Annotated in this window: 26 protein-coding genes and 1 tRNA gene; 13 read left to right on the forward strand and 14 right to left on the reverse strand. The window is 64.3% G+C overall.

The window, feature by feature from the left end:
* Positions 1-10 precede the first annotated feature (10 nt).
* From KW845_RS25915 to KW845_RS25930, 4 genes are all read right to left on the reverse strand, one after another.
* Positions 11-1,270, reverse strand: coding sequence for an MFS transporter (locus KW845_RS25915; RefSeq protein ID WP_218372282.1), 1,260 nt, complete (start codon positions 1,268-1,270; stop codon positions 11-13).
* A 234-nt stretch (positions 1,271-1,504) separates the two neighbouring features.
* Positions 1,505-2,284, reverse strand: coding sequence for an SDR family oxidoreductase (locus KW845_RS25920; protein WP_218372283.1), 780 nt, complete (start codon positions 2,282-2,284; stop codon positions 1,505-1,507).
* A gap of 12 nt (positions 2,285-2,296) precedes the next feature.
* Complete coding sequence (locus KW845_RS25925) at positions 2,297-2,824, reverse strand: SRPBCC family protein (RefSeq protein ID WP_218372284.1); 528 nt, start codon at positions 2,822-2,824, stop codon at positions 2,297-2,299.
* Positions 2,817-3,155, reverse strand: coding sequence for a helix-turn-helix transcriptional regulator (locus KW845_RS25930; protein ID WP_218372285.1), 339 nt, complete (start codon positions 3,153-3,155; stop codon positions 2,817-2,819). The genes KW845_RS25925 and KW845_RS25930 overlap by 8 nt, the downstream gene beginning before the upstream one ends.
* Positions 3,156-3,347: 192 nt before the next feature.
* Between KW845_RS25930 and KW845_RS25935 the strand changes: the two genes are divergently transcribed.
* Positions 3,348-4,706, forward strand: a complete 1,359-nt coding sequence (locus tag KW845_RS25935; protein ID WP_218372286.1) for an MmgE/PrpD family protein — start codon at positions 3,348-3,350, stop codon at positions 4,704-4,706.
* Positions 4,707-4,745: 39 nt separating this feature from the next.
* The gene (locus KW845_RS25940; protein WP_218372287.1) at positions 4,746-5,753 is read left to right on the forward strand and encodes an ABC transporter substrate-binding protein; all 1,008 of its coding nucleotides are present in this window, start codon (positions 4,746-4,748) and stop codon (positions 5,751-5,753) included.
* Between the two features lie 13 nt (positions 5,754-5,766).
* On the opposite strand, the gene KW845_RS25945 is transcribed toward KW845_RS25940, so the two are convergent.
* Together KW845_RS25945 and KW845_RS25950 are read right to left on the reverse strand one after the other, a co-directional pair.
* The gene (locus KW845_RS25945; protein WP_218372288.1) at positions 5,767-6,780 is read right to left on the reverse strand and encodes an asparaginase; all 1,014 of its coding nucleotides are present in this window, start codon (positions 6,778-6,780) and stop codon (positions 5,767-5,769) included.
* Between the two features lie 60 nt (positions 6,781-6,840).
* Positions 6,841-8,490: a thiamine pyrophosphate-binding protein gene (locus KW845_RS25950; protein ID WP_218372289.1), complete on the reverse strand. Its 1,650-nt coding sequence runs from the start codon at positions 8,488-8,490 to the stop codon at positions 6,841-6,843.
* 160 nt (positions 8,491-8,650) lie between these two features.
* Between KW845_RS25950 and KW845_RS25955 the strand changes: the two genes are divergently transcribed.
* Together KW845_RS25955 and KW845_RS25960 are read left to right on the forward strand one after the other, a co-directional pair.
* Complete coding sequence (locus KW845_RS25955) at positions 8,651-9,589, forward strand: LysR family transcriptional regulator (protein WP_218372290.1); 939 nt, start codon at positions 8,651-8,653, stop codon at positions 9,587-9,589.
* A gap of 160 nt (positions 9,590-9,749) precedes the next feature.
* On the forward strand, positions 9,750-10,715 hold the full coding sequence (locus KW845_RS25960) for a tripartite tricarboxylate transporter substrate binding protein (protein WP_255592960.1): 966 nt from the start codon (positions 9,750-9,752) through the stop codon (positions 10,713-10,715).
* Positions 10,716-10,764: 49 nt separating this feature from the next.
* On the opposite strand, the gene KW845_RS25965 is transcribed toward KW845_RS25960, so the two are convergent.
* The 3 genes from KW845_RS25965 to KW845_RS25975 all read right to left on the reverse strand — a co-directional run bounded on the left by KW845_RS25965 (position 10,765) and on the right by KW845_RS25975 (position 14,339).
* Entirely contained in the window at positions 10,765-11,406 is a 642-nt protein-coding gene (locus tag KW845_RS25965) for a flavin reductase family protein (protein ID WP_218372292.1), read from the reverse strand.
* Between the two features lie 19 nt (positions 11,407-11,425).
* A complete protein-coding gene (locus tag KW845_RS25970) occupies positions 11,426-12,721 on the reverse strand; it encodes a phospholipase A (RefSeq protein ID WP_218372550.1) in 1,296 nt (431 codons plus the stop codon).
* Positions 12,722-12,836: 115 nt separating this feature from the next.
* Complete coding sequence (locus KW845_RS25975) at positions 12,837-14,339, reverse strand: aldehyde dehydrogenase family protein (RefSeq protein WP_218372293.1); 1,503 nt, start codon at positions 14,337-14,339, stop codon at positions 12,837-12,839.
* Positions 14,340-14,483: 144 nt separating this feature from the next.
* On the opposite strand from KW845_RS25975, the gene KW845_RS25980 reads away from it, so the two are divergent.
* The 7 genes from KW845_RS25980 to KW845_RS26010 all read left to right on the forward strand — a co-directional run bounded on the left by KW845_RS25980 (position 14,484) and on the right by KW845_RS26010 (position 19,627).
* Positions 14,484-15,233 (forward strand): amino acid ABC transporter ATP-binding protein, encoded by a 750-nt coding sequence (locus KW845_RS25980; RefSeq protein ID WP_304502408.1) that lies wholly within the window; start codon positions 14,484-14,486, stop codon positions 15,231-15,233.
* Positions 15,234-15,348: 115 nt separating this feature from the next.
* Positions 15,349-16,140 carry an ABC transporter substrate-binding protein gene (locus KW845_RS25985; RefSeq protein WP_218372294.1) on the forward strand — a complete coding sequence of 264 codons (792 nt, stop codon included), beginning with the start codon at positions 15,349-15,351 and terminating at the stop codon, positions 16,138-16,140.
* A 15-nt stretch (positions 16,141-16,155) separates the two neighbouring features.
* The gene (locus KW845_RS25990) at positions 16,156-16,848 is read left to right on the forward strand and encodes an amino acid ABC transporter permease (RefSeq protein ID WP_218372295.1); all 693 of its coding nucleotides are present in this window, start codon (positions 16,156-16,158) and stop codon (positions 16,846-16,848) included.
* A gap of 2 nt (positions 16,849-16,850) precedes the next feature.
* On the forward strand, positions 16,851-17,540 hold the full coding sequence (locus KW845_RS25995; protein WP_218372296.1) for an amino acid ABC transporter permease: 690 nt from the start codon (positions 16,851-16,853) through the stop codon (positions 17,538-17,540).
* A 60-nt stretch (positions 17,541-17,600) separates the two neighbouring features.
* A complete protein-coding gene (locus KW845_RS26000) occupies positions 17,601-18,890 on the forward strand; it encodes an FAD-binding oxidoreductase (RefSeq protein ID WP_218372297.1) in 1,290 nt (429 codons plus the stop codon).
* Between the two features lie 11 nt (positions 18,891-18,901).
* A complete protein-coding gene (locus tag KW845_RS26005; protein ID WP_218372298.1) occupies positions 18,902-19,486 on the forward strand; it encodes a helix-turn-helix domain-containing protein in 585 nt (194 codons plus the stop codon).
* A 64-nt stretch (positions 19,487-19,550) separates the two neighbouring features.
* Positions 19,551-19,627: transfer RNA gene (locus tag KW845_RS26010), tRNA-Arg, on the forward strand.
* 52 nt (positions 19,628-19,679) lie between these two features.
* On the opposite strand, the gene KW845_RS26015 is transcribed toward KW845_RS26010, so the two are convergent.
* From KW845_RS26015 to KW845_RS26035, 5 genes are all read right to left on the reverse strand, one after another.
* Positions 19,680-20,006, reverse strand: a complete 327-nt coding sequence (locus tag KW845_RS26015; protein WP_218372299.1) for a hypothetical protein — start codon at positions 20,004-20,006, stop codon at positions 19,680-19,682.
* A 14-nt stretch (positions 20,007-20,020) separates the two neighbouring features.
* Entirely contained in the window at positions 20,021-21,223 is a 1,203-nt protein-coding gene (locus KW845_RS26020) for a flavin reductase (RefSeq protein ID WP_218372300.1), read from the reverse strand.
* A 24-nt stretch (positions 21,224-21,247) separates the two neighbouring features.
* On the reverse strand, positions 21,248-21,325 hold the full coding sequence (locus tag KW845_RS29770) for a hypothetical protein (RefSeq protein ID WP_218372552.1): 78 nt from the start codon (positions 21,323-21,325) through the stop codon (positions 21,248-21,250).
* A 68-nt stretch (positions 21,326-21,393) separates the two neighbouring features.
* Positions 21,394-22,389, reverse strand: coding sequence for a tripartite tricarboxylate transporter substrate binding protein (locus KW845_RS26030; protein WP_218372301.1), 996 nt, complete (start codon positions 22,387-22,389; stop codon positions 21,394-21,396).
* Positions 22,390-22,609: 220 nt separating this feature from the next.
* The gene (locus KW845_RS26035; RefSeq protein ID WP_218372302.1) at positions 22,610-23,560 is read right to left on the reverse strand and encodes a LysR family transcriptional regulator; all 951 of its coding nucleotides are present in this window, start codon (positions 23,558-23,560) and stop codon (positions 22,610-22,612) included.
* Positions 23,561-23,748: 188 nt separating this feature from the next.
* On the opposite strand from KW845_RS26035, the gene KW845_RS26040 reads away from it, so the two are divergent.
* On the forward strand, positions 23,749-24,966 hold the full coding sequence (locus tag KW845_RS26040; protein ID WP_218372303.1) for an amidohydrolase family protein: 1,218 nt from the start codon (positions 23,749-23,751) through the stop codon (positions 24,964-24,966).
* A gap of 8 nt (positions 24,967-24,974) precedes the next feature.
* Positions 24,975-26,012, forward strand: coding sequence for a tripartite tricarboxylate transporter substrate binding protein (locus tag KW845_RS26045; protein WP_218372304.1), 1,038 nt, complete (start codon positions 24,975-24,977; stop codon positions 26,010-26,012).
* Positions 26,013-26,016 lie beyond the last annotated feature (4 nt).

Here is a 26,016-nt window from a genome sequence, read left to right on the forward strand (position 1 = left end):
CGGGGTGGCGTCAGTGCGCCATCCGGGGCGACGCCATCAGGGTGTAGCCCTGCACCGGCAGGCGCAGCGAGAGCAGGGCCGCCAGCAGCAGGATGACGCCGGCGCTGCCGAAGGCCACCCAGTGCGTGCCGAAGGTCTCGAACCCCCAGCCGCCCAGCCATGAACTGATCATCGCGCCGACCTGGTGGCCCAGGTAGGCGCAGCCGTACAGCACACCCACCAGGCGCACGCCATACACATCGGCCAGGATGGCCGACGACATGGCGATGCTGCCCGCCCACACCACCCCGCCGACGGCCGCGGCTACATACAGTTCCCAGTGCGTGCCCACGACCATCAGGGCAAAGAAGCCCAGGCCGCGGATCAGGTAGATGGAAGCCAGGATCTTGCGGCGCGGCAGCACATCGGACACCCTGCCCATCACCAGCGTGCTGAAGATCGCCACCAGGCCGATCAGCCCGATGCCCAGCGAACTGGTGGTGGCATCGAAGCCGTGGTCCATCAACATGGGCATGCCGTGGGTGCCCAGCAGGTTCATGCTGAAGCCGCAGGCAAACAGCCCCAGCGTGATCTTCCAGAATGGCGCCGTGCGGGTGGCCGCGCGAAACGTCAGGCTTTCGGGCAAGGGCGTGCGGCGGCCGGCCGGCTTGGCGGCAATCTGCTCGGGGGTCAGGTCGGTGTGCGGCGGCGCCTGGTCGCGCATCACGAACAAGGCGATCGGCACCGTCATTACCGTGAACACCACGGCGAACCCCAGCAAAGTGGTTTGCCAGGTCGTGGACTCGACGGCAATGGTCAGTACCGGCGTCAGCACCGCAATGCCCGCCATGGACCCGGTGGACAGGAAAAACAGCGCCATGCCGCGCCGGCGCGTGAACCACTGCGTCAGCACGGGCGTCAGGGCCACAGGGCTGGTGAAGGCCAGCCCTACCGACAGCAGCACGCCGAACGCCAGCAGGAAGCTGACCGGGCCGCGCGCGTTGACCGTCCAGATGATCGATGCCACCACGATGGCCGTGCCCAGCAGCAGCACGAAGCGGGTGCCGCGGCGCGCCACCAGTATCCCCGCCACGGGCATGCCCAGGCCGTAGCACAGCATGCCTATGGCCACGATGCCCGACAGCAGGCTGCGGCTGAAGCCCAGATCTTGCGCCATGGGCAGGAAGAACGGCCCGACTCCCATGCGCATGCCCACTGTCAGCAGGGTCAGCAAGGTGGCCGCCGCCACGATATTCCACCCGAAATACCAGCCCGTCCGTGTTACAGCCAACTTCGTCTCCGTATCTTTTTCAGGCGGACCGCCTCGAAGGCGGGCGGCCCAGGCAAGATTGTCGGCGATTTCCGGCCGCCGTGCTCGAGCCCTGTACGGTCACCGAACATCGCATGCCACGCTGAACGGGCGGTGTCAGTGTTTCATGTCGCGCGCAGCACCCGCGTCGCATGAAGCCAGTGCGGCCAGACCGGGGACGCGTGGAGCCGGTTTTGCGCAGCGCTTCGGGGGGCCTCAATACGTACCGGGATATTCGCCGCCGTCGATCAGCCAGCTCTGGCCGGTGATGTAGCCCGCCAGGTCCGAGGCCAGGTAGGCCACCATGGCGCCGACTTCGTCGGCCTCGCCAAAGCGGCCCGCTGGATTGGCAGCCATGCGGGCCTGGCGGATGTCGTCGTACGAGCGGCCGGTGGTATGCGCCAGTTTCTCGATGTGGCGGTGTTGCGCGCCGGTATCGAACGCACCGGGCAGCACATTGTTGATGGTGACGTTGTGGCGGATCGTCTGGCGCGCCAGGCCGCCCACGAAACCGATCAGGCCGGCGCGGGCGCCGTTGGACAGGCCCAGTTCCGCATGCGGGGCCTTCACGCTGCGCGACACGATGTTGACGATGCGGCCGAAGCCGCGTGCTTGCATGCCATCGACCACGCGCCGGATCAGCTCGATGGGGCCCAGCATCATGGCGTCCAGTGCCGCATGCCAGGTGGCCTTGTCCCAGTCGCGGAAATCGCCGGGCGGGAAGCCATCGGCGTTGGTGACCAGGATGTCGGGCGCGGGGCAGGCGGCCAGCGCCGCGTCGTGGCCGGCGGCGGTGGTGATATCGGCCACGACATAATCCACTTGCCGGCCGGTTTCGGCAGACAGCGTTTCGGCTGCCTGGCGCAAGGTGTCGAGCGTGCGCGCGGCAATCACCACGCGCGCGCCTTCCTGGGCCAGCCGGCGGGCGGTGGCCCGGCCCATGCCCTGGCTGGCGCCGAACACCAGGGCGCTGCGATTCTGTATTCCAAGTTCCATGTGGCGATCCGTTCAGATTCCAAATTGCCGCGCATACTCGGCATTCAGGCGCGGCCAGCCAAACTTCATGGCGTCGCCGCCGACGATACGCCCTATGGGGGCGTCGGCCAGAAACCGGTCGAGCACGTCCAGGCAGATATGCCAGCCGGCCGCGCCCATCGCGATGAAGCCGCGGTCGATGTTGTGCCAGAGTGTCAGGCGCGTGCCAATGCCGAACGGTTCGAGCGTCCAGCGCAGCTTATTGTCGCCCCAGCAGTATTCCAGCAGGCTCGGTGCCTCGGCGCGCGTCACCTGCGTATCCGAGACTTGCGGCGCCGGTGTGCCCACCGTCGAGAGCCTGACGGGACCTACCGAGCCGAGGCTGCGGTCGGCATCGAAGGGCGCCCACTCGCGCAGGCTGGCCGGATCGGTCAGCGCTTGCCATACTTTCTCTGGCGGATGGCGCAGTTCGCGGACGACGATGAGCGTCCATTTTTCTTCATCCTTGCGGACTTCGGCGCCGGCGGCGGGGCCGGGCATATATTCGTCGCGGTCATGCATTTTTCTTACCCTTACGGTGCGGTACGGCATCAGCTTGATCTAGGTGGCGTTCAAGCGCATCGATGTGGCCCAGCCAGAATTGGCGGAACGGAGCGAGCCAGGCATCGATCTCTGCCAGGGGTTCAGGCTTGATCCGGTACAGGCGCCGCTGCGCATCAACGCGCGACTCTACGAATCCAGCCTCTCGAAGTACCCGCAGGTGTTTCGAAATCGAGGGCTGCGCAAGGCCCAGCTGGGCTTCGATATCGCCCACCGACCGCTCGGATGAGGCCAGCAGGCTCAGGATGGCGCGGCGGTTCGGCTCGGCGATGATGGCAAATGCGGATTCCATGGTTTATATATACTTTTATACGTATATACGTGTCAAGGAATTCAATGGCCATGAAATAATCCATATCGTCATACAATATTATTGACAGATCGTAATTTGGATTCGTATGATCCGCCGTACCGGGCCGTCTTTTTCGGGCGGCGCGCCATCACCAGCCGGCGTCCAGATCGGCTTTCACGGAGACAAGCAGCCATGGGCGGTACCGATACCCGCAATCTGACGCGCCAGTTGGCCGACTACGTGGTCGCTGCCCGGCTGGAAGATGTTCCTGCCGATGCCCGCAAAGAGGCCCGGCGCGCCTTGGTGAACTTCATGGGCTGTGCCCTGGGCGGCAGCCGGCACGAAGCCATGGACATCGCGCTGGCCGCACTGGGGCCCTATGCCGGCGCGCCCACCGCGCGCGTGCTGGGCCGAGCCGAGCAGACCGATCCCTTGCTGGCTTCGCTGCTCAACGGCATCAGTTCGCACGTGCACGACTACGACGACACCACGCCCAGCAATTACATCCATCCCACCTCGCCGGTGGCTTCGGCGCTGTTCGCGTATGCCAGCGTGCATGCGGTGCGCGGTGCCGACCTGGAACTAGCGTACGCGCTGGGCTACGAAACCGTTACGCGTATCGGCGATGCCACCTATCCCGCGCATTACGACGCCGGTTGGCACAGTACCGGGTCGATCGGCGTCTTCGGCGCGGCCGTCGCCATCGGCAAACTGCTGGGCCTGGATGCGCAGCAAATGGTCTGGGCCATCGGCCTGGCCGCCACCCAGTCGGCCGGGCTGCGCGAGATGTTCGGCTCGATGGCCAAGTCGTTTCACCCAGGCCGGTCGGCCCAAAGCGGCTACATGGCGGCCTTGCTGGCGCAGCGCGGCTTCACCGCCGGCGGGCATGCGCTGGAAGGGCCGCGCGGCTTCGCGGCGGTCGAGTCGACCGCCTACGACCTGGCCATCATCGCCGATGGCCTGGGCAGCCACTACCATTTCCACCAGAACACCTACAAGCCGTTTCCTTGCGGCATCGTCATTCATCCCACCATCGACGCCTGCATCCAGCTGCGCCGTTCGCATCAGATCGATGCGCGCGGCATTGCCGCGGTACGTCTGCGCGTGGCGCCGCTGGTGCGCGACCTGTGCGACAAGAAGGAAATCGCTACCGGCCTGGAAGGCAAGTTCTCGGTGTATCACGCGGCATCCATCGGCCTGGTGCGGGGCAAGGCCGGCCTGGCCGAGTTCACCGACGAAGCCGTCAACGATGCGTTGATGCGCCAGGTGCGCCAGCGCGTGCAGGCCGAAGCCGACCCCGCCATGTCCGAAGACAGCGTGCAGGTGGAAGTGTCGATGGACGACGGCAAGACCCACAGCCTGATGCTGGAACACTCGCTGGGCAACTTGCAGCGGCCGCTGAGCGACGCGCAACTGGAAGACAAGTTCCGCGACCAGGCCATCATGCTGCCCCCCACACAGGTCGAGGCCCTGATCGCGGCATGCTGGCAGCTCGAGCATATCGACGATGTGCGCAAGCTGGTGACGTTGGCAGTTCCCGGGGCAGGATAGCGCCCGGCCAAAATCAGGCAGCACCCCAAGGAGAAAACCATGAAAAGAATCACAGCCCTATTTTTGCTGGCCATTGCGGCGGCCTTGCCACCGGCCGCGCGCGCCGAGGTCAGCGAGTTGCGTATTCCATTGGGCGCCGGCGGCTTCGGATTCCTGCCGCTGCATATGATGCAGAAGTACAAGCTGATCGAGCAGCAGGCCGAAAAAGCCGGAATCAAGGTCACGGTCGACTGGGCCAAGCTGGGCGGCCCGTCGGCCATGATCGACGCGCTGCTGTCGGGTTCGGCGCATTTCGTCTCGGCCGGGCCGCCGTCATTCCTGATCCTGTGGGACCGTACCAAGGGCAGCAGCGACGTCAAGGGCGTGGCGGCCATGAGTTCCATGCCCATGTACCTGAACACCCGCGCCGCGCACCTGAAGTCCATCGACGACCTCAAGCAGGGCGACAAGATCGCCGTCACTTCGGTGAAGTCGTCGATTCCGTCCATCATCATGCAGATGTACGCGGTGCAGAAGTATGGCAAAGAGCAGGCGTTCCGCTTCGATCCGTATACGGTCACCATGGGGCATGCCGATGCGGCGGCCGCGCTGCTGTCGGGCAGCAGCAATATCACCGCGCACTATGCTTCGCCGCCGCTGGCCCAGCTTGAGCTCGGCACCCAGGGCATACGCACCATCATGAATTCCGACGATGTCATGGGCGGGTCCACGACCTTCACCATGGTGTCCACCACCACCCGCTTCGCCAAGGAAAATCCCAAGGTCTACGCCGCCTTCGTGGCCGCCCTGAAGCAGGCCCAGGACATGATCAAGGCCGACAAGCGCGCTGCTGCCCAGGTGCTGATCGAATCCATGGGCGGGGGCAAGACCTTCAGCGTGGATGACATGGTGCGCATCCTGGATGACCCCGCCACCAAGTACACGACCACTCCCGAGCACGTCATGAAGTACGCCCAGTTCATGAACGAGATCGGATCCTTGAAGAACCGGCCCGCGTCCATCGGCGACCTGTTTTTCGACTACGGCGATATCGCCGCGGGGAACTAGGCCAGCCGCGCCATCAGTGGTGGCGCAGTTCAAAAGCGGGCCGGACCTGGCCGGTGCGCAGGCCGGCCGTATTGCGGATGTCGGGCCGGGCCCAGGCCTGCAGGGTGCCAGACTGGGCGGCCGGGACGCCAAGCTGCCGCAGGGTCTCGATGGCCGCCGCATGCACGGTGGCCATGTTGCCGTCGGACACCTTTACCGCGATGCCCAGGCCCGCTTTGCGCAGGCCCATTCCCTGGACGCCGTCGGCGCCGGTCTTGGCCACCAGTTCGTCCGGCGCGGCGCGCATCAGCGCCAGGTCGGATCGCCCCGAGCCCGACACCAGGAACGGATGCGCCACCATGGCCTGGCACAGCGGGTGCAGGGCATCGTCGGCCTGGGCCGTGGCCAGCCTGGCATAACCCGTTGCCAGGGCGGATAGCGGCAGCGCATAGGTCGGCGCCGAGCACCCGTCGATGCCTGCGCGCAGCGCGTCGGCCGCGATGCCGCAGGCCTGCGCCAGTTGGCTGCGCACCGCGGCTTGCAGGGGATGGTCCGCAGACAAGTAGTCGTGCAGCGTCAAGCCATGCTGGGCGCAGTAAGCCAGGAACCCGGCATGCTTGCCAGAGCAATTGTGGTGCAGGGTAGTGGGCTCGAAGCCGGCCGGCGCTGCTGCGCCGCCGGGCATGCCGAAGGCGATCGGCAGGTGGCAGCCGCACTGCAATTGCGCCGGCCCGCAGCCGGCTTTGTCCAGAATGCTTGCCACCGTCGCAACATGTTCGCTTTCGCCGGAATGGCTGGCGCACAACAGCGCCAGTTGCTCGCTATGCAAGCCGTAGTGCGCGGCGCCGCCGCCACGCATGAAGGGCAGCGCCTGGAACGGCTTGAGGGCCGAGCGGGCAAACGTCAACGCGTGCGGGTCGCCCGCGCTGGCGACCAATTGGCCACTTGGGTCGACCACGGCAATCGACCCGAAATGCTGGCATTCCACGATGTCGCCAGCGGCGTCGGCGCCGCCGCGCGTGCGTTCGATCAACAAGGTATGAGGCATTGCCGGCTCTGCAAGGGATGGGACTGCCGCAGTGTAGCGGCAGTCCGCCGCGCGCACTGCTCAATCGGCGGGTGCCTGCCGGGGCCCTGGCAGCATCGCCGCCAGGCTGCTGTGTACTTCGATCAGGCGCGGTTCCGTGGCGCGCAATCCGTCGGCAATGGCCGCATCGACCTGATCGGCGCGTTCGATCCGGCTCGATGCGATACCGAAGGCCGCCCCCAATGCCTGGAAGTCGGGGTTGGCCAGCGTGGTGCCGCTGATGCGTCCGGGGTAATAGCGTTCCTGGTGCAAACGGATCGAGCCGTAGCTGGCGTTGTTGGACACGATGAACAGGATGGGCAGGTGGCGCTGCACGGCGGCGATCATTTCGTTGCCGGTCATCAGGAAGCCGCCGTCGCCCACCAGGCAGACTGTCTTGCGGCCAGGATGGCGCAGGGCGCTGGCAATGGCGGCCGGCGTGCCGTAGCCCATGGCGCCCGACAGGGGTGCCATCAGCCGCTGGGTGCCGCGGAACGGAAAATGGCGGTACACCGGCGCGGCGAAGGTGCCGGCGTCCAGGCAGACGATGGCATCGTCGGGCGCATGGGCGGCAAGGCTGCGCACCACCACGTTGAAGTCGACACCGTCGGCGGGCTCGCCTGTCACCCACGCGGCGCGCTGGGCGTGCAGGCGGCGCAGCGCCGCAGCCCATTCGGGGTCGCGGTCGGGGCTGGGCAGGGCGTCGGCGGCCAGTTGTTCGAGCAGCGTCGTCGGGTCGCACACCAGGCCGTGGTCGGCCGCGAAGTTCAGGCCCACCACATGATCATCCGGATAACAGTGCAATAGATGCTGGCCCGGCTGCGGCAGGTCTGGGAAAGAATAGCCCTGCGTGGGCACATCGCCCAGCCGCGTGCCCAGCGCCAGGATCAGGTCGCTGCGCCGGAAAGCCTCGATCTGCGCGGGCGGATTGGACAGGCCCAGTTCGCCCGCATACCAGACATCGTCATTGGGATACAAGTCATGGCGCCGGAACGAGACCGCCACGGGGATGTGCCAGGCCTGCGCGAAGGCGCGCAGCGCCTCGCGGCCGCCGGGCCGTTCCAGTGCGCCGCCTGCCACGATCAACGGCCGCCGTGCCTGGCGCAGGCGCTGCCGCACCGCATCCAGCTGCGGGGCCGACGGCAGAGTGGGGGCGTGCGGCGTGGCGCGCCAGGCGGGCTGTGCGGCCTCTTGCTGCTGGATGTCTTCCGGTATCACCAGCACCACCGGCCCGGGCGTGCCCGTGGTGGCCAGGCGTATCGCCTTGAAGGCCGTTTCGGCCAACTGGCCGGGGTCGGTGGGCTCGAATACCCACTTGGCAATGTCGCCGAACATTTTCTGGCAATCGATCTCCTGGAAGGCTTCACGGCGCAGGTCTCGCTTGGGGATCTGGCCCACCACCACGATCAACGGCACGGCGTCCTGCTGGGCGGTGTGGATGGCGATGGCGGCATTGCTGACGCCGGGCCCGCGGCTGACCATCACGACGCCGGGCCGGCCGGTCAGGCGCCCGTCGGCCACCGCCATATAGCCCGCGCCGCCTTCGTGGCGGCAGACCACGGTATCGATATCGGGAAAGTCCACCAGGGCATCCAGGATACCCAGGTAACTTTCGCCAGGTACCAGGAAGACCCGGTCCAGGCCGTTGGTTTGAAAGAGTTTGAGCAGGGCGTGCGCAGAGGTGTGCTTCATGCGGAGAGCGTGCGTGCGAAGAGTGGGCCGCCAGGACGGCGGTGTGGGTGGCATGGCGGTATTCTGGTAGGCTGCCGCGTCGGCATCAATGATGCGGTGTCTATATCAGCTATGCGGGCCGGGCATGGGCCGCCCGTGCTTGCCATGGAGGCCATGGGCCGTGGACCTGAAGCGCCTGGAATACTTTCTATCGGTGGCCGAGCACGGCAGCTTTTCGCGTGCGGCCAGTGTCATCGGCGTGGCGCAGCCCGCCTTGGGCCGCCAGGTACAGCGCCTGGAAGAGGCATGCGGCACGCGGCTGTTCTACCGGCACGGACGCGGCGTGTCGCTGACCCGCGAGGGCGAGGTCTATGCGCAGCGCATCCGGCCCTTGCTGCAGCAGCTCAGTGCGGCCGCGGCCGACTTGGCGGCCGGCACGACACCCCTGGCGGGCGTGGTCACGGTGGGCCTGACACCTACCGTGATGTCGCTGATCGGCCTGCCGCTGCTGCAGCGCATGCGCGCCATCGCGCCCGGCGTGAAGGTCAATTTCCTGACCGGCTACAGCGGCTATGTGCACGAATGGCTGGTCGATGGCCGGCTGGACGTGGCCATTTTGCACGATGCCCGGCGTTCGCGGCACATCGCCGTCGACTATCTTGCCAGCGCGCGGCTGTTCCTGGTGTCGCACCCCTTGCGGGCGCGCGAAGCGGGCATCCTGGGACGCGCCAGCGTGCCGGTCGCCCGGCTGGCCGGCCTGCCGCTGGCCCTGCCCAGCCGCACGCATGGCCTGCGCCGCACCCTGGAAGCCGCCGCCACGCATGCGCGGCGGGTGCTGGAACCCGATTACGAGCTCGATACCCTGGCGTTGATGAAAGACGTGGTGCTGGCCGGCGTGGCTCATACCGTGCTGGCCATGCCTGCGGTGGCCGCCGAGGCCCGCGCGGGCTCGGTGGTGACCACTCCTTTGTCGCCGCGCCTGGAAACCCGCCTGATGGTGGCCACCTCGCTGAACCAGCCGCTGACCCAGGCCGGCCGTGCCGTGCTGGGCGAGATCCGGCCGGTGCTGGTCGATGCGATTCGCTGCAGCGAATTGCCGCTGCATATCCAGGTAGGCTGATGCGGCGCCCTGCCGCGATATCGGCAGATAGAACAAAACGGCATAGCTGATACAAGCGTGCGGCCATCGGCATTGCTGCGCCTGGCCGGAATAATGGCATGGCCTCACGCGGCCGCCGCCGGCTGCCGCGATACCCATACCGATATCCATGGAGACAGCCATGAACCGCCTGGCCTGCGCAGCCTTGTCGCTTTTCTTTTGCCTGGGAGGCGCGGCACGCGCCGCCGATTTCCCCGATCGTCCCATCACCCTGGTGGTGCCGGTGGCGGCAGGCGGCACCATGGATATTGCCGGCCGCGTCCTGGGGCAGCACCTGAAAGACGTCCTGGGCCAGACCGTGGTGGTAGAGAACCGGCCTGGCGGCAGCGGCAATATCGCCTACACGCAGGTGGCGCGCGCGGAACCCGATGGCTATACGCTGCTGTTCTCGTATGAAGGTTTCCATACCGGCAGTCCGGCCCTGTCCACCAACCAGGGGTGGGACCCGGTGCAAAGCTTCACCCCCATCGGCGAAGTGTTCCGGGGGCCGCACGTCATCCTGGTGCCGAAGAATGCACCTGCCCGAACCCTGCGCCAGCTGATAGCCCAGGCCAAGGCAGAGCCGGGCAAGCTGAATTACGCTTCGTCGGGCGTGGGGTCCATCCAGCACCTGGGCGCCGAACAATTCAAGCAACTGACGGACACCGACATCATGCACGTGCCGTACAACGGCGCCGCGCCGGCCATGAAAGACCTGATCGCGGGACGCGTGCAGCTATTCATCACCACGCCGCCCAGCGCCATTGGCCACCTGAAGGCCGGCACCATACGCGCGCTGGCGATTACCAGCAAGAAACGCCATCCGATGCTGCCCGACGTGCCTACCACTGCCGAGGCGGGCTTGCCGGCGTTCACGCTGGAAGCCTGGTTCTCGTTGTTCGGCCCGGCCGGCATGCCCGATGCGGTGCGCGACAAGCTTTCCCAGGCCTTGCAGACTGTCGTGCAGTCGCCCGGTTTCGCCGCGCAGATCAACGAGCTGGGCGCCTATGCCAGCTATCAGCCGCCCGCCGAACTGGCGCGCATCGTGAGCGATGGCCTGACGCACTGGGCGTCGGTGGTGAAGGCCGCCGGGGTGGCGGCCAACTGAGCGTGCGCGCCTGGCGCAGTTCTGATGGCCGAGGCAAATGCCTGGGGGGCTAATTGCCTGATGGCCCGCCGTCGCGCCAGGCGGCTTCGGTCAGGCGCGGCAGTTCCATCAGGTTGTCCTGGATGCTGTACCAGCCGCCGCCATGCATGCGGCCCACCAGGTCGAGCCGCGGCGTGTCGATATAGCAGCGCTGGGCGTCCAGCACCGCGTCGTCGCGTACATGGATGGCCAATATCTCGGCCACCACGATGCGACGATGAGCGGCCACGTCCACCAGTTGGCGTACGCGGCATTCCATCGAGACGGGGCTGTCGGCGATGCGCGGCGGCGCCACCTTGTGCGAGGCGGCGATCGCCAGTCCGGCGGCCTGCAATTCATCGATGCCCGGCGCGAAGTCGATGGCCGTGACGTTCATGTGCCGCAGCAGCGCCGATGACACCATGTTGATCACGAAGCCCGCGCCGGCCTGCAGGTTGGCGCCGGTGTCCTTGGGGCCGTCGGCCCGCGAACCGACGCCCAGGCACACGATGGGCGGATCGCCCGACATGGCGCCAAAGAACGAGAACGGCGCGGCGTTGTTGCGGCCCTGGTCGTCCTGGCTGACCACCCAGGCGATCGGGCGCGGCACGATGGTCGACGTCATCAGTTTGTAGGCGTTGCGGCCGGGCAGGGCGGACAGGTCGAAGTACATGGCGGTTCCGTGGGCGAGGTCAGGGCACTATCGACAGGCCGATGCGGAACTGCGATTCGTTGCGCTGGTTGTAGCCCAACAGCGTTTCGCCATAGCCGTTGAAGTACTGCAGGTGCAGGTATCCGTTCATGTTCAGGAACGTGCGGCGCAGCGGCCAGGCGAAATCGAGCTGCGTGGTGCGGTGCCGGCTGGCGCCCTGGCGATACATGGCCGAGACCACCGCGCCGTTGTCCTGGGCCCAGCGCAGGTTCCAGTCCACGAAGCCGGCGTAGTCCCGGTAGTCGGAGTTCTCGTTGGCCACGGCGAAGTAGGCTTTGACCTTGGGCGCGAAGGTCAGGGTGCTGCCGCCGTCGAAGCGGTAGTTGATGGCCGGCTGTATGTAGGCGTCATTGAGCGAGCGCGAATCTTCGCCATCCTTGCCGTTGGACATGTGCTCGACCCCGGTATTCAGGCCCAGGCGCCAATTCTGCTCGGGCGAGGTCCACATATTGTCGGACAGCCAGAACACGCTGGGATTGAAGGTGGTATCGATGAAGGGTTTCGAATCGCCTTCCAGGTCCCACAGCGAGACCTGGGTATAACCCAGGTAGAAGTTCTCGCCGAATGACGCCTCGCGGCCGGCCGGCGGATTGAACAGGCGGTACTTGGCGCTGATCTGGAAGCGCGCCGTGGTCTCGCCGCGCGTGCCCACGGCGAAATACATGGGCTTGTATTCGGAAAGCGCGCTGCGGAACGAGTCGAAGCCCGTGGGCAGGGCCTGCCATTCCGCCTGTGCCGCTTCGGTGGGGGCAGGGCCCGCATCGGGCTGCGCGCCCGCGGCAGTTACTTCGGCCACCGGTACCGGCTCGCCGGTGCTTGCGTCGACTACCGGGCCCTGGGCCGGCGTGCTGGCCAGCGTGCCGCTATCGCGGCCCGATACATCCAGCGCCATCATGATGGATTCGCCTTCTATCGAAAGCGCCTGCAGCCCCTTGGCATGCCTTGGCACGACAGTGCTCCAGGCCACCCGGGCGAAATTGTTCACGGGAACGCTCAGCGACGAGTGCTGGCTGGCCAGCATGGCCAGGCTGCGCACGATGGTGCCGTCGGGGCTGCGCCATTGCACCACCATCTGGGCGGGCGGCTGCCAGCGGGCCACGGAACCGCCGTCGTTGAAGAACACCGCCTGTATGCGCACGGTCTCGCCGGGCGCGGCGGACGGTCGTTCCAGCTGATAGGTGATGCCCGCGGCGGCTGGCGCCGCGGTTCCCAGCAGCGCTGCCAGGATCAGGGCGCGCAGCGGCGAAGAAATCAGGGAGGCAGGGTACGAGAGCATGATCATGCAGGTAAATGTTGACGACGCACTGTAGCACCGCCACCGGGGGCCCAGGCAACTGCATGTAAACCATTGCGACGCGGTCCAGGCGGCCCAAGGCGCGCCGCCCGGCAGCCTAGTCGCCGAACTTGATGCCCTGGGCCAGCGGTAGCTCGCGCGAGTAGTTGATGGTGTTGGTGGCGCGCCGCATGTAGTTCTTCCAGGCGTCCGAGCCCGATTCGCGGCCGCCGCCGGTTTCTTTCTCGCCACCGAAGGCGCCACCGATCTCGGCGCCCGATGTGCCGATGTTGACGTTGGCTATCCCGCAATCCGAGCCCGCCGCCGACAGGAAGGCCTCGGCCTCGCGCAGATCATTGGTGAAAATCGCCGACGACAGGCCTTGTGGCACGCCGTTGTGCATGGACAGGGCCTGCTCGAAACTGCCGTAGCGCATCACGTACAGGATGGGCGCGAAGGTCTCGTGGCACACCACATCGGTCTGGCCGGGCATCTCGACAATGGCGGGACGCACGTACCAGGCGTCGGGGTATGCATCGTCCAGGACGCGTTCGCCGCCGGTGACGCGGCCGCCCTGTTCGCGCGCGGCCTGCAAGGCCTGTTGCATCGCATCGAACGCGGCGCGGTCGATCAGCGGGCCCACCAGCGTGCCGGCATCCAGCGGATTGCCGATGCGCGCGCTGGCGTATGCCGCGTGCAGGCGCGCCAGCAGGTCGTCGCCCACGCTTTCATGCACGATCAGGCGGCGCGTGGTGGTGCAGCGCTGGCCCGCCGTGCCGATGGCGCCGAACACAATGCCGCGCGCCGCCATATCCAGGTCGGCCGAGGGCGCCACGATGATGGCGTTGTTGCCGCCCAGTTCCAGCAGCACCCTGCCGAAGCGCTGCGCGACCCGTGGCCCTACCTGGCGCCCCATGCGTGTCGAGCCGGTGGCCGATACCAGCGCCACGTCGTGGGAATCGACCAGCGCCTCGCCGACTTGCCGGCCGCCGATCAGCACTTCCAGCAGGCCCGGAGGCGCATCGCCGAACTGTTGCACGGCCTGCGCGAACAAAGCCTGGCAGGCCAGCGCCGTCAATGGAGTTTTCTCGGACGGCTTCCAGACCACGGCGTTGCCGCAGACCAGGGCCAGTGCCGTATTCCAGGACCAGACTGCCACGGGGAAGTTGAATGCGCTGATGACGCCCACCACGCCCAGCGGATGCCAGGTTTCCATCATGCGATGGCCGGGCCGCTCGGAGGCGATGGTCAGCCCGTACAACTGGCGCGACAGGCCCAGCGCGAAGTCGCAGATGTCGATCATTTCCTGCACTTCGCCTTCGCCTTCGGCCAGGATCTTGCCGGCCTCCAGCGATACCAAGCGCCCCAGGTCCTGCTTGTGGCGGCGCAGCGTGTCGCCGAACAGGCGTACCAGTTCGCCGCGGCGCGGCGCCGGCACCAGCCGCCATGCCTGGCTGGCCTGGCGGGCGCGGGTGATGGCCGCATGCGCCTGCGCCACGCTGTGCTCGGCTACCTGCGCCAGGCGCGCACCGTCGATGGGGCTGCAGGCCGCCAGTGTGCCGCCCTGCAAGGCGGCCTCGTTCAGGCCCAGGGCACGCAGGATGTCTTGGGGGGTATTCATCGGTACTCTCCTTGGGGCAGGCAGCGATTGACGAGCGTGCATCAGCGAATGCGTTAGGGAAAAGCCTAGGTGGAATTCCCGCAGAAAAATTTACTATACGAAACTCTGACGCCAAATGCGAAATCTTTTTGAGATTGCAGCCCCATGCCGGAACCTTTGGTCGTTGTCGAATCGGTACACAAGACTTTCCATCGCGAAGGTCAGCCGCCGCATGCGGCCCTGACCGACATTCATTGCCGCATCGAACGCGGCGAAGTCCTGGTCGTGGTGGGCCCCTCGGGCTCGGGCAAGAGCACGCTGCTGCGCACCCTGAACGGCCTTGAGTCCATTGACGCCGGCGACATCCGCATCGACGGCGTGTCCATCGGCGATGCCGCCACCGACCTGAATCGCTGGCGTACCGAAGTGGGCATGGTGTTCCAGCATTTCAACCTGTTCCACCACCGTACCGCGCTGGATAATGTGGCGCTGCCCCAGCGCGTGGTGCGCAAGCGCGGCCGCGCCGAGGCCGACCGCTATGCACAGTCGCTGCTGGATCGCGTGGGCATGGCCGAATTCGGCGCCCGTTATCCCAGCCAGCTGTCCGGTGGGCAGCAGCAGCGCGTGGCCATTGCCCGCGCGCTGGCCATGGACCCGAAGCTGATGCTGTTCGACGAGGCAACCTCGGCGCTCGACCCCGAAACCGTAGGCGGCATCCTGGACTTGATGCGCGAGCTGGCCCGCGATGGCATGACCATGGCGGTGGTCACCCATGAAATGGGCTTCGCGCGCGACGTGGCCGACCGTGCCTTGTTCATGGATGAGGGCCGCATCGTCGAAGAGGGTAGTCCCGACACCTTGTTTCGCCATCCGCGCCACGCGCGCACGCAGGCATTCCTGGACAAGATTCTGTAGCACCCGCGCACGCTCCGGGCGTGGCGCGGCCCCGCAGTCGTTGTGGTGGTATGGGCATTACCGTCCGGCGTCGTCCGGCCCGGACGGCTTCACATCGTTAAAGAGGGTACTCAACATGCAGAAACTCAAACAATGGCTAGGTGTCGCCACGCTGGCCCTGACTGCCGCCTGCGTCACCACGGCCGCCCGCGCGGATGGCCTGTCGGACATCCTGAAGCGCGGCGAACTGCGCGTGGCCGTGCAGACCTCGGGGCCGCTGATGAGCTTCATGGACAAATCGGGCAAGCGCACCGGCCTGGCGGTGGAAATCGTGCGCCGCATGGCCGACGACCTGGGCGTGAAGCTGGTGCTGCAGGACTACGAATGGAAGGGCCTGATCCCCGCCTTGCTGTCGGGCAAGGCCGACATGATCGCCGCCGACATGACGCCCACGCCGCAGCGCGCCGCGCAGATCCTGTTCTCGGCGCCGATGTTCTATGCCGAAACCGTGGCGGTGGTGCCCAACGATTCCCCTTACAAGAGCTTCACCGAGTTGAACAAGAGCGACGTCACCATTGGCGCGCTCGGTGCCAGCACTTATGCGGAAGCCACCCGCAGGCTGCTGCCCCAGGCGAACCTGAAGGAATTCTCGGGCGGCAGCGCGCCGGTGGGCCAGGCCTTGTCCAGCGGTCGGCTCGACGCCGGCGTGATGGCCTTGAGCACGGCCAACCAGTTCGTGGTCGACTTCAAGAATCTGCGTGTGCTCGATGGCGTGATGGTGCGCGAGCCGCTGGCCTTCGCCGTGGCCCCCGATGCCTATCGCCTGAAGTTCTGGCTGGATAACTGGCGCGAACTGCGCACCGCCGACAACTCGCTGCCAGAGATGGTCAAGTACTGGTATTCGACCGATTGGAAAAAAGAGCATTGATGGCGGCCTGAGTCCATGAATTGGCTGATCGACTACTACAACTGGCGCATCGTCGGCCAGTATGTGGACCAGTTCGCCGACGGGCTGGCCAATACGCTGATCGCCGCCGGGGTCAGCCTGGTGTGCTCGGTGGCCCTGGGCGTGCTGGTGGCGCTGGCGCGCATGTCCAGCCGCGCGCCGGCCTGGCGGCCGGCCGCGGGCTATATCCAGTTCATCCGTGCCACGCCCTTGCTGGTGCAGATCTACCTGGTGTACTACGCGCTGCCCTATATCATTCCGGCGGCCAAGTCCTGGAGCGAGTTGATCCTGGGGATTGTGGCGCTGACCTTGCACCACACCGCCTACATGAGCGAGATCGTCCGCGTCGGCATCCAGTCGGTTCCGCGCGGCCAGATCGAAGGCGCCAAGGCGGTGGGCATGAATTTCCGAAGCCGGCTGCGCTACGTGGTATTGCCGCAGGCCTTCGCCAATACCCTGCCGCCGCTGCTGGGCCAGACGGCGGTGCTGATCAAGGACACGTCGCTGCTGTCGTTGATCGCCGTGTTCGAGCTGGTAGCCGCCGGTGTGCTGATGAACAGCGAGCGCATCGTGCCCAATGAAAGTTTCCTGACCATTGCGGCCGGGTACTTGCTGATCTACGCCTGCATGCTGGGGTTGTCGCGGCTGGTCAGCCTGTGGCTGGCGGGCCCGGCCTGGAACGCGAGGTAATCATGCTGCACGACTATTGGGCCACCGCGGTAACAGTCATGCCCTTCCTGCTGAAGGGTTTCCTGGAAACGCTGAAAATCTCGTTGCTGGCCATTATCGCCGGCTCGGCCCTGGGCTTCGTGATCGGGGTGGTGCGCAGCTATCGCATCCGGGCGGTGCACCAGGTGCTGGGCCTGTACATCCACATCCTGCGCGGCACGCCGTTCCTGGTGCAGCTGTATCTGTGCTATTTCGTGCTGCCCAGCACCGGCGTGTCGTGGCTGGAGTGGGATTCGGGCACGGCGGCTTTCGTGTCGCTGTCGGTGTATACGTCGAGCTACGTGGCCGAGATCGTCATGGGGGCCATCCAGGCGGTGCCGCGCGGCCAGACCGAAGGCGCCATGACGCTGGGGCTGCGGCCGCTGCAGACCCTGCGGCTGGTGGTCCTGCCCCAGGCCATGCGCCTGATCGTGCAACCCATGAGCGGCGTATACGTCATGCTGATCAAGAGCACCGCCATCTTGTCGGTGGTGGGCATTACCGAACTGACGCGCCAGGGCGAAGTGTTCATGATCACGTATCCCAGCAAATCCCTGTTCATCTATGCCCTGATCGCGCTGATCTATTTCATATACTGCTATCCCTTGTTGCGCCTGGCCAACTGGGTTGAAAAACGCGTCGCCGGTTCGGTGGCGCCTGCTTCCCTGGCCTAGGGCCTGCCAACCGGCCCTAGCCCTGGCGCATTTCGCCAGCCTGTTCTCATTGCAGCCACCATGGCCTCCGAGTACATCGATACGTTCTACAAGCGCACGCTGGGCGATGCGCATACCCGCTACAGCGCGCTGGCCGGGCCGGCCAGCACCGATGTCTGCGTCGTCGGCGGCGGGCTGGCCGGCCTGAGCGCCGCGCTGGAACTGGCCCGCCGCGGCCGCCAGGTCACATTGCTGGAAGCCTGCCGGGTGGGGTGGGGCGCATCCGGCCGCAATGGTGGCTCGGTATCGCCGGCGTACTCGGCCGGCGCCGACCTGATCCGGCGGCGCGTCGGCCAGGCCGGCTACGACGATCTGTACCGCCTGTCCATCGAAGGCGTGGACATCATCCGCGGCAATATCCGCGACCTGGCCATCGCCGACGCCCACAAGGTCGATGGCCGCCTGCGCGTGCTGCGCTATGACGATGCCGACGAGCTGCGCCGCTATTGCGACGAGCAGCGCCGCTTCGGACGCCAGGTACGCCTGCTCGAGCGCGGGGAAGTGCGCGAACTGCTGCGCTCGGATGCTTATTTCCAGGGCATATACGACCCGGATTCGTTTCATTTCCATCCGCTCAACTACGCTCGCGCCCTGGCGCGCGAATGCGTGCGGCTGGGGGTGCGCATTCATGAAGATTCGCCGGTGCGCTCGGCCAGCCTGGCGGGCGCGGTCAAGCGCCTGGCAACGCCCGACGGTTCGGTCGAGGCGCAAACCGTGCTGGTCGCCACCGGCGGCTATACCGGTGGCCTGGTTCCCGCCCTGCGCCGCGCCATGCTGCCCATCGCCACCTACATCATGCTGACCGAGCCGCTGGGCGAGCGCGTGCGCGAGGCCATCCGCACAGATGCCGCCATCGGCGATACGCGGCGCGCGGGCAATTACTACCGCGTGGTCGAAGGCGGGCGTATCAGCTGGGGCAGCCACATCACGACGCGCATCGACGACCCCCCCGACCTGGCCGCATCGCTGCGCGCCGAACTGCTGTCGGTGTATCCGCAGTTGGCCGGCGTAAAGGTCGACGTGGCCTGGTCGGGCCGCATGGCCTACGCCCGCCACTTGATGCCGCAGATCGGCCGCCTGCAGCCCGGCGTCTGGCATTGCACCGCGTTCGGCGGCCATGGCATGAACACCACCGCCATCGGCGGCCGGGTGGTGGCCGAAGGCATATGCGGCGACAGCGAGCGCTACCGCCAGTTCGCCCCGTTCGGCCTGGACTGGAACGGCGGGCCGCTGGGTACCGCGGCCGTGCAGTTGACGTATTGGTCCTACCAGGTGCGCGACCGGCTGCGCGAGCGGCGGTCGAGGGGCTAGGGAACGCCATCATGCCCAGCACCAAACAAAGCGCCCTGGCGCAACGGTTGCGCGATTTGCGCAAGGCACGCGACTGGACCCTGAAGCAGGCCGCGCTGGCCACCGGTGTGGCTGCATCGACCTTGTCCAAGATCGAGAACGGCCTGCTGTCGCCCACTTACGACAACCTGCTGAAAATTGCCGCTGGCCTGGAACTGGATGTCGCCGAGTTGTTCATGCCTCCGCACGACCACATGGGCACCGGCCGCCAGTCCATCAACCAACTGGGAGAAGGTCGCTCGTACGAAACCCCGTATTACGATCACCGGCTGCTGTGCAACGCGCTGTCGCACAAGCAGATGATGCCGTTCTATACCCGGGTCAAGGCACGTTCGTTCGGCGAATTCCACGACTGGAGCCGCCACCGCGGCGAAGAGTTCGTCTACGTACTCAGCGGCGAAATCGAGCTGCACACCGAGTTCTACCAGCCCACCCGCCTGTCGGCCGGCGAAAGTTTCTACATCGACAGCCGCATGGGCCACCGGGTGATCAGCCTGAGCCCGGAAGACGCCATGGTGCTGTGGGTATCCACGGCGGCCGAACTGGACGGGCAATAAGGCGTGCCGGTTCGCCCCGGCACGGTACAATTGCCGCGCGTTCTCATACGCACCATCCCGCGACCCGCCCTTAGCTCAGTTGGATAGAGCACTCGCCTTCTAAGCGAGCGGTCACACGTTCGAATCGTGTAGGGCGGGCCATTTCGCGGCGCATCATTTTTTGCGGGCCCTTGAGTTTCAAGGGGCGCAAGCTTCAATCCGGATCTGATCCGTCCAGATCGTCATCGTCAAATTCGATGTCTTCACAGACGTTCAGAAGGTGAACGGGCTTTATCTCTCCGCCGCTGTTCCGCCACGCCTGGTCCAGGCTAAGAGACCAGGCAGCACGACTCTTTTCATCGCGCCACGTGGCCCATAGGCGATCATTGTGGTCATAGAGAGCCAGCAGTGCCAGCGTAGGATCAACGCCGATTTCGTTTGAAAAGAGTCGCAGGGTATCCACGAGGCGCGGGTTTTGGTCGTGGGCTTGATCGAAGCGTCTGCATGGCACTTGATATGCGCGGCTACTTTCTGGCTTCATGTGCATTCTTCCTGCTAATAGCCTAAACGGCGCGAGAGCTCTCTGGCCTCTTCGCGCAGCTGCTGCTGGATAGCGCCGTCGAGGTCGGTTCCCAGTCTTTCTTTGCAGTCCACCACCGTGAGCGCCATGATCATGTGGCCATGCCTGTCGAAAACGGGGGCCGCGCAGGCAGCGATATCCGGGCCGAATCGCGGCGGCGCCACTTGTGAAGCGCCATTCTTCCGGATGTCGGCAAGTGTGCGGTGGAACTCTTCGCGGGTAGGCCTCTCTGAGACGCCTGCGTGCTCCAGCCTGACGAAGGCCGCCTCGATATCGGCACTGACCTTTTTATCGTTGCTGCAATAGGCCGAAAATACCTGCCCGCAGGCTGACAGGATGGGAGACACCACCAAGCCTGTGTGCAGGTCTTTAAATATCGGGTGCGCAGAAAGCTCCCAGCGAATCACGGTTGGACCCCGGTTGCCCCATACAGCCAAGCCAATCGATGCACCGATACGTCCGCAAATGTCCGGCAGCGCCGCGTTGGCCAGTTGCAGGGCGTGCACCTGCCTCAGCTCGCTTTCGCCCTTGGTGTTTTCCACGCTGCCTATGTCATGGACGTAGGCCAGCATGTATTTGCCGCCGCTGAATGCAAGTGGGCGAGTCTCTGTGCGCGCAAAGCGCAGTACTTCGCCGACGTAGACGGCGTGATCGCCACCCGGGTAGGTGGCGATCTTGCGGCACTCGAGGAATGCCGCGCAGTCGTCGAGAACCGGAGACCCAGTGACGCCGGGTACTGTCTTTATGCCAGCAAACTTGTCTTCACCCGTCCTGGCAAAGCGTTGGGAAATCTCTACCTGGTGGTGGCCAAGGATATTGACCACAAAGTGCTCGCTGTCACGAAAAGCGGAAAAGCTCTTTGCGTTCAGCGACTGGCTCCATAGAACCAGCGGGGGATTCAGCGATACCGAGCTGAACGAGTTGGCGGTGACCCCCTGTGGATTTCCCTCTTGATCGAGAGTCGTAATGACCGTGACCCCGGTGACAAAGGACCCAAGCGTATTGCGCAACTCGCGTGGGTCTATTGCTGTTTCACCGGGTTTGTCCGGGCGCGGCGGGCAAGCATCAGGATGATCGGCCTCTGGCGAAGCTACACAGGCCGCTGCAGGCTGGGCTTGCATCGAAAGCGCCGGCGGTGTGGTGCTTGCCTGGCGGGGGCTCATTGTCGACCGCTTCATGCCGCCTCCATATAAATTAAATTGCTATATCTGAAATGCTAAATTGATATATATAAAAAGTAAAGCAAGGCCGACGGCAGGGAAAACGAAGGGCCCGCACAAATGTGCGGGCCCTTCTTCTTGTCGCTATGCGGTGGCGGTGGGCACGCCGGATCGAACAGGGCGAACTGCTAGTTTGATTGCGCAGCCGTAACGGTGTTGCCAATAAGCCCGGTCTGGGTCAAGATTTTGCCCCAATTATCAAGCTCGGCGCGCTGGCGCTTGTCGAGTTCCTGGGGGCTGGCCGGCATGGGTTCGTAGGCAAGGTTACCTATGGCCTCGAGAAATTTAGGGTCCTTCTGCACCTTGGCCATGGCTTCGCTATAGGCCTGCACGATTTTCGCAGGCAAGTTGGCTGGTCCGTATAGGCCGAACCAGCCCATATGCTCGTATCCAGGTATTGTCTCTGCAACCAGCGGTACATCCGGAAGTTTTTGGATGCGTTGCGAGCCTGTCGCTGCCAATGCGCGCAGCTTGCCCGATGCAATGTAGCCGAGCGACCCGCCAACCGGATCGACGACGAAGTCAATATGGCCTCCCATCAGGTCTGTCAGCGCCGGTGCTCCCCCTTTATACCGGATGTCGTTGAACTTCACGCCGGTCATGTGAGCCAGGAGAATTCCACCAAGATGGCTGCCTGAACCAATGCCGGTTGTACCTAACGAGATAGACTCAGGCGATTCTTTCGCCTTGCGGATGAGATCGTCCAAAGTTTTGTAGGGTGAAGCCGCACTGACGTCGATGACATACTGAAATGACGAAATTCCGGCCAGCGGCGTGAAGTCCTTCATGGTGTCGAAAGGCAAGGGCGAGCTTGCAAGATAAGGCAGCACCGCCTGCATGCTGTTCGGGCTGGTGGCGACCGTATAGCCATCGGGGGCCGAGCGCTTCAAGCGCTCCAATCCCACCGCGCCTGATGCGCCCGGCACATTTTCTACCACGACCTGTGCATTTAGCGCAGCCGATAGTCGTTCGGCTGCTGCGCGCGAGAGGATATCGGTGGCGCCCCCGGCAGGGAACGGCACAATCCAGGTAATTGGCTTGGATGGCCATGAATCGGCCGCTGAAACACTTGTGGCACAGGCAAGCGCGAGGCTTGCCAACAGCGTTGAGGCACGTGCAGCCATTCTGTCATCCTCCTCTTGGTGCGGGACGGCGAACAAGTGCTTCCAACGCCGGCCCGGCAGGTCTTTGCCGCCTTGGGGCTGACTGGGCGCCGTCTCGATCCGTTTCAGAAATGCTATATGGGAATGACAGTTATACCTAATTGATATTTTTAAAGCAGTAGGAAAAACCCTGTATAGGCAAGGGCGCGTTGCTGCGTGCCGCTGGCAACGGCGGATCCTGTCAGTTTCGTTCCTTGAATACATCCACGATATGCCGGGTCAGCGCAGCGACCAAAGGCTGCTTTGCCCGTTCGGCCAGGCTGGCGACATACATCGTCCGGTAGATGGCAGGACGGAAGGGAGCGCTGGAAAAGCAAGCCGGGTCGAACTCTTGTTCGAAAGACGACTGGGGCATGATGCAGCAGACATCGTTTTCAAGCACGATGGCTTTGCAGAGCGGGACACTGTCGATCTGCATCTGGCATTTGGGCTCGATGCCGTGTGCGTCGAAGTATTGATCGATCATTTCGCGCATGCCATGAGGAGAAGCGGGCAGCAGCAGATCGAGCTCGGCCAGGGCCGATGGCGTAACGGCTTGCTTGCCGGTGGCGGGGTGATCCTTGCGGCCGATCAGCAATAAAGGCTCGACCATCAATTTCTGCGAAACCAGCTTGTTTGAATTGGGGACGTATAAAACGACTCCGACGTCCACTTGTCCCTGGGTCACTCTTTCGTACAGATCGCCTGTGGGCGCCTGGACGGCGGTTATCCGTACTTTCGGAAATTGCTTCGTGAACCGGGCAAGGATCTCGGGCATGTAGTGGGCCATGACGACCGACGAGCCCCCCACGCTGATCTCGCCGGCCGGCCGGCGGCGAGCGATGTGGATTTGAGACAAGGTGGACGCCATCTGTTCCAGGATGACGTCTGCTTGTTCATACAGAATCTCGCCGAATTCGGTCAGCGCAACCCCCCGGCCAGTGCGCTCCAGCAACTGCACGCCAATCTCGGATTCAAGTTGCTGTATCTGGCGGCTCATTGCGGACTGGGCTACGTCGAGGAATGTTTCTGCGGCACTGAAGCTGCCCAGGCGGGCGACATGAAAAAAATAGAACAGACGGCGGCTGTCAATCAGATCGCGGCTGGCGATGCTAGCTACTTGGCTACGGCTGGTCTTTCGGGAAGTCGCCATACGGGTTTGCCTTGCTCATGGTGAAGTTGACGGATGCAAGCATAACTTGACCGATGCGGCGTTCGAAAGGCGAGCCCTTTTCGACGCCAGAAATTGGGGCTTGCAGGGCAAGGAATTTATGTTAAATTGATATAACAGTTATGCAATTAAAGAATTCCAGCCAATCTGACCATATAGCGAGGAGACTTATGACATCGCCTGCATCGAGCGCACGACCGGGTGCCAAGGAAACGCTCAAGGAATACTTCGTGGTGTCGGCCGATAGCCACGTCAACGAGCCGCCGGACCTCTGGGTGAAGCGTGTTGACGAAAAATTCAAAGACCGCATGCCTCAGATCAAGGTGGACGAGCAAGGCCGAAAGTGGTTCTCGGTAGAAGGCCTGCGCCCATCGCGGATTCGAGAGGCGCCACGCAATGAGCAGGTGTCCGTGGCAGACTTCAAGCAGCGCAGTGAGTCAGAAGGGCAAAGACCCCAGCTCGATCGCACCAAGGGCGCGATGTTCCAGCAGCAAGGCGGTATCGGGCCGGAGCGCATTGCCGACATGGACTATGACGGCATAGACGCAGAGATCGTGTTTCCCAATAAAGGCCTGGTTTGCTGGGCATCACCGGATCCGGAGCACAACGATGCGATGTGCACGGTTTATAACGACTGGGTGCACGAGGCGTTCAGCGGCAGCACGCGCAGCTTTCCTGTCGCCGCCATCCCGTCCGCGGATGTCAATGCTGCAGTCAAGGAGATTGAGCGGGCAGCCAGGATGGGCTTTCACGCGATCATGATTCCCCCGCTGCTGCGAGACGGGCGCGGCTACAACAACCCGGATTTCGACCCGATGTGGGCCGCGCTGAATGAAATCGGCATGCCGGTCTGTTTTCATGCCGGAACCGGCAAAGACCCGCGTACCTCCAGCGGCTACGGCGGTGCCATCATCAATTATGTCGTGCATGCGGTCAACACCGTGTTGCAGCCCGCCGTTGAATTATGCGCATCGGGAGTACTCGAGAGATTCTCCAGGCTCCAGTTCGCCACGGTCGAGGCAGGCGCGGGCTGGGTGCCTTTCGCGATGAACGCGATGGATGAAGCATTCGAGAAGCACGCCTTCTGGGTTTCTCCCAAGTTGCAGCAAAAGCCCAGCGACTACTTTCGGCAACACGGTCACGCCAGCTTCCAGGATGACCCGGTCGGCATCGAGTTGCGCAGCCTGTTAGGTATCGACCGCATCATGTGGGGCAACGATTATCCCCACCTGGAAGGTACCTGGCCGTATTCCCAGGAAGTCATCAATGGCTATGGCATGCCGCAGGACGATACGGCTCGCATCATCGGCCTGAATGCCGCGCGATTGTTCAATATCGACGTGCCGCAGCGCTTTCGCGCCACAGAGAAGAGCGCCATGGCCGGGTGAAGAGGGCGATGACGCAAGAAGTCGCGGAGCGAGAAACCAATGCCGTGATAGAGCGTTGGCTTATATGGGAGACAACCATGTGGAAGCACGCAGGTACTGCTGTATTGGCATTTTCGATACCGTTGGGCAGTGCATCAGCCAGCGGATGGCCGACTCGTCCAATCAACATTATTGTGCCATTCGAAGCGGGTGGTCCCACCGACCAGCTAGCCAGGACCATTGCCGAGAAGCTCGGCGGCGAACTTGGCCAGCCCGTAGTGGTTGTCAACGCTACCGGGGCTAGCGGCGCGATCGGCATGTCCAAGCTGGCCCATGCACCGGCAGACGGATATACGGTCGGCTTGAGCGCTTACAGCATGATGGCAATCGCCCCGTACTTGTCGAAACTGCCGTACGACACTGTCAAGGATTTCACGCCGATTGCACCGATAGGGTCTTTTCCCTATGTGCTTGTCGTGAACGGGAAATCGCCCGTCAATTCTCTCGAAGCGCTGATCAGCAAGGCCAAGTCGAGCCCCGGGGGTGTCGCGGCGGCATCCGCTGGCGTGGGAACCGGAACGCATCTGGCGATTTCCCTGCTGGCGCAAGACACGCACGTTACGTTCAACGACATCCAGTACAAAGGTTCGGGCCCGATCACGCCCGCGCTGATGGGTGGGCACGTGGATTTCACATTCATGGTGCTGGGCGGTTCGGTGCCCCTTATCGAGGCGGGCAATCTCAAAGGCCTGGCGACTACCGGCGTGAAGCGCCATGCCTTGCTCGAGAACCTGCCGACAGTGGGTGAGACCCACAAGAATTTCGATGTCACCGGCTGGTATGCACTGTTTGGTCCCGCTGGAATGCCGAAAGAAATTGTAGGCAAGCTGAATGCCTCCGTCGCGAAAGCGGTCAGTTCGGAGGCGATCAAAAGGTACCTGGTGAACCATGGCTACGACACGATGGTGATGTCTTCTGCAGAGCTGGAAGACCAGATCCAGTTCGACCTGGAAAAGTGGGGAAAGGTGATCCAGGCTATGCCGGCGCAGGCCCGCAAGGACATGTAGCAGA

Source organism: Bordetella sp. BOR01, from assembly GCF_019218885.1.
In the GTDB taxonomy this organism is placed as follows: domain Bacteria; phylum Pseudomonadota; class Gammaproteobacteria; order Burkholderiales; family Burkholderiaceae_B; genus Bordetella_A.

Excerpts from the sequence above, each read along its gene's own strand:
- KW845_RS25920 (WP_218372283.1), bottom strand. The coding sequence starts at position 2,284 with ATGGAACTTGGAATACAGAATCGCAGCGCCCTGGTGTTCGGCGCCAGC.
- KW845_RS25925 (WP_218372284.1), bottom strand. The coding sequence starts at position 2,824 with ATGCATGACCGCGACGAATATATGCCCGGCCCCGCCGCCGGCGCCGAA.
- KW845_RS25930 (WP_218372285.1), bottom strand. The coding sequence starts at position 3,155 with ATGGAATCCGCATTTGCCATCATCGCCGAGCCGAACCGCCGCGCCATC.
- KW845_RS25935 (WP_218372286.1), top strand. The coding sequence starts at position 3,348 with ATGGGCGGTACCGATACCCGCAATCTGACGCGCCAGTTGGCCGACTAC.
- KW845_RS25940 (WP_218372287.1), top strand. The coding sequence starts at position 4,746 with ATGAAAAGAATCACAGCCCTATTTTTGCTGGCCATTGCGGCGGCCTTG.
- KW845_RS25945 (WP_218372288.1), bottom strand. The coding sequence starts at position 6,780 with ATGCCTCATACCTTGTTGATCGAACGCACGCGCGGCGGCGCCGACGCC.
- KW845_RS25950 (WP_218372289.1), bottom strand. The coding sequence starts at position 8,490 with ATGAAGCACACCTCTGCGCACGCCCTGCTCAAACTCTTTCAAACCAAC.
- KW845_RS25960 (WP_255592960.1), top strand. The coding sequence starts at position 9,750 with ATGAACCGCCTGGCCTGCGCAGCCTTGTCGCTTTTCTTTTGCCTGGGA.
- KW845_RS25965 (WP_218372292.1), bottom strand. The coding sequence starts at position 11,406 with ATGTACTTCGACCTGTCCGCCCTGCCCGGCCGCAACGCCTACAAACTG.
- KW845_RS25970 (WP_218372550.1), bottom strand. The coding sequence starts at position 12,721 with ATGCTCTCGTACCCTGCCTCCCTGATTTCTTCGCCGCTGCGCGCCCTG.
- KW845_RS25975 (WP_218372293.1), bottom strand. The coding sequence starts at position 14,339 with ATGAATACCCCCCAAGACATCCTGCGTGCCCTGGGCCTGAACGAGGCC.
- KW845_RS25980 (WP_304502408.1), top strand. The coding sequence starts at position 14,484 with ATGCCGGAACCTTTGGTCGTTGTCGAATCGGTACACAAGACTTTCCAT.
- KW845_RS25985 (WP_218372294.1), top strand. The coding sequence starts at position 15,349 with ATGCAGAAACTCAAACAATGGCTAGGTGTCGCCACGCTGGCCCTGACT.
- KW845_RS25990 (WP_218372295.1), top strand. The coding sequence starts at position 16,156 with ATGAATTGGCTGATCGACTACTACAACTGGCGCATCGTCGGCCAGTAT.
- KW845_RS25995 (WP_218372296.1), top strand. The coding sequence starts at position 16,851 with ATGCTGCACGACTATTGGGCCACCGCGGTAACAGTCATGCCCTTCCTG.
- KW845_RS26000 (WP_218372297.1), top strand. The coding sequence starts at position 17,601 with ATGGCCTCCGAGTACATCGATACGTTCTACAAGCGCACGCTGGGCGAT.
- KW845_RS26005 (WP_218372298.1), top strand. The coding sequence starts at position 18,902 with ATGCCCAGCACCAAACAAAGCGCCCTGGCGCAACGGTTGCGCGATTTG.
- KW845_RS26015 (WP_218372299.1), bottom strand. The coding sequence starts at position 20,006 with ATGAAGCCAGAAAGTAGCCGCGCATATCAAGTGCCATGCAGACGCTTC.
- KW845_RS26020 (WP_218372300.1), bottom strand. The coding sequence starts at position 21,223 with ATGAAGCGGTCGACAATGAGCCCCCGCCAGGCAAGCACCACACCGCCG.
- KW845_RS26030 (WP_218372301.1), bottom strand. The coding sequence starts at position 22,389 with ATGGCTGCACGTGCCTCAACGCTGTTGGCAAGCCTCGCGCTTGCCTGT.
- KW845_RS26035 (WP_218372302.1), bottom strand. The coding sequence starts at position 23,560 with ATGGCGACTTCCCGAAAGACCAGCCGTAGCCAAGTAGCTAGCATCGCC.
- KW845_RS26040 (WP_218372303.1), top strand. The coding sequence starts at position 23,749 with ATGACATCGCCTGCATCGAGCGCACGACCGGGTGCCAAGGAAACGCTC.
- KW845_RS26045 (WP_218372304.1), top strand. The coding sequence starts at position 24,975 with ATGACGCAAGAAGTCGCGGAGCGAGAAACCAATGCCGTGATAGAGCGT.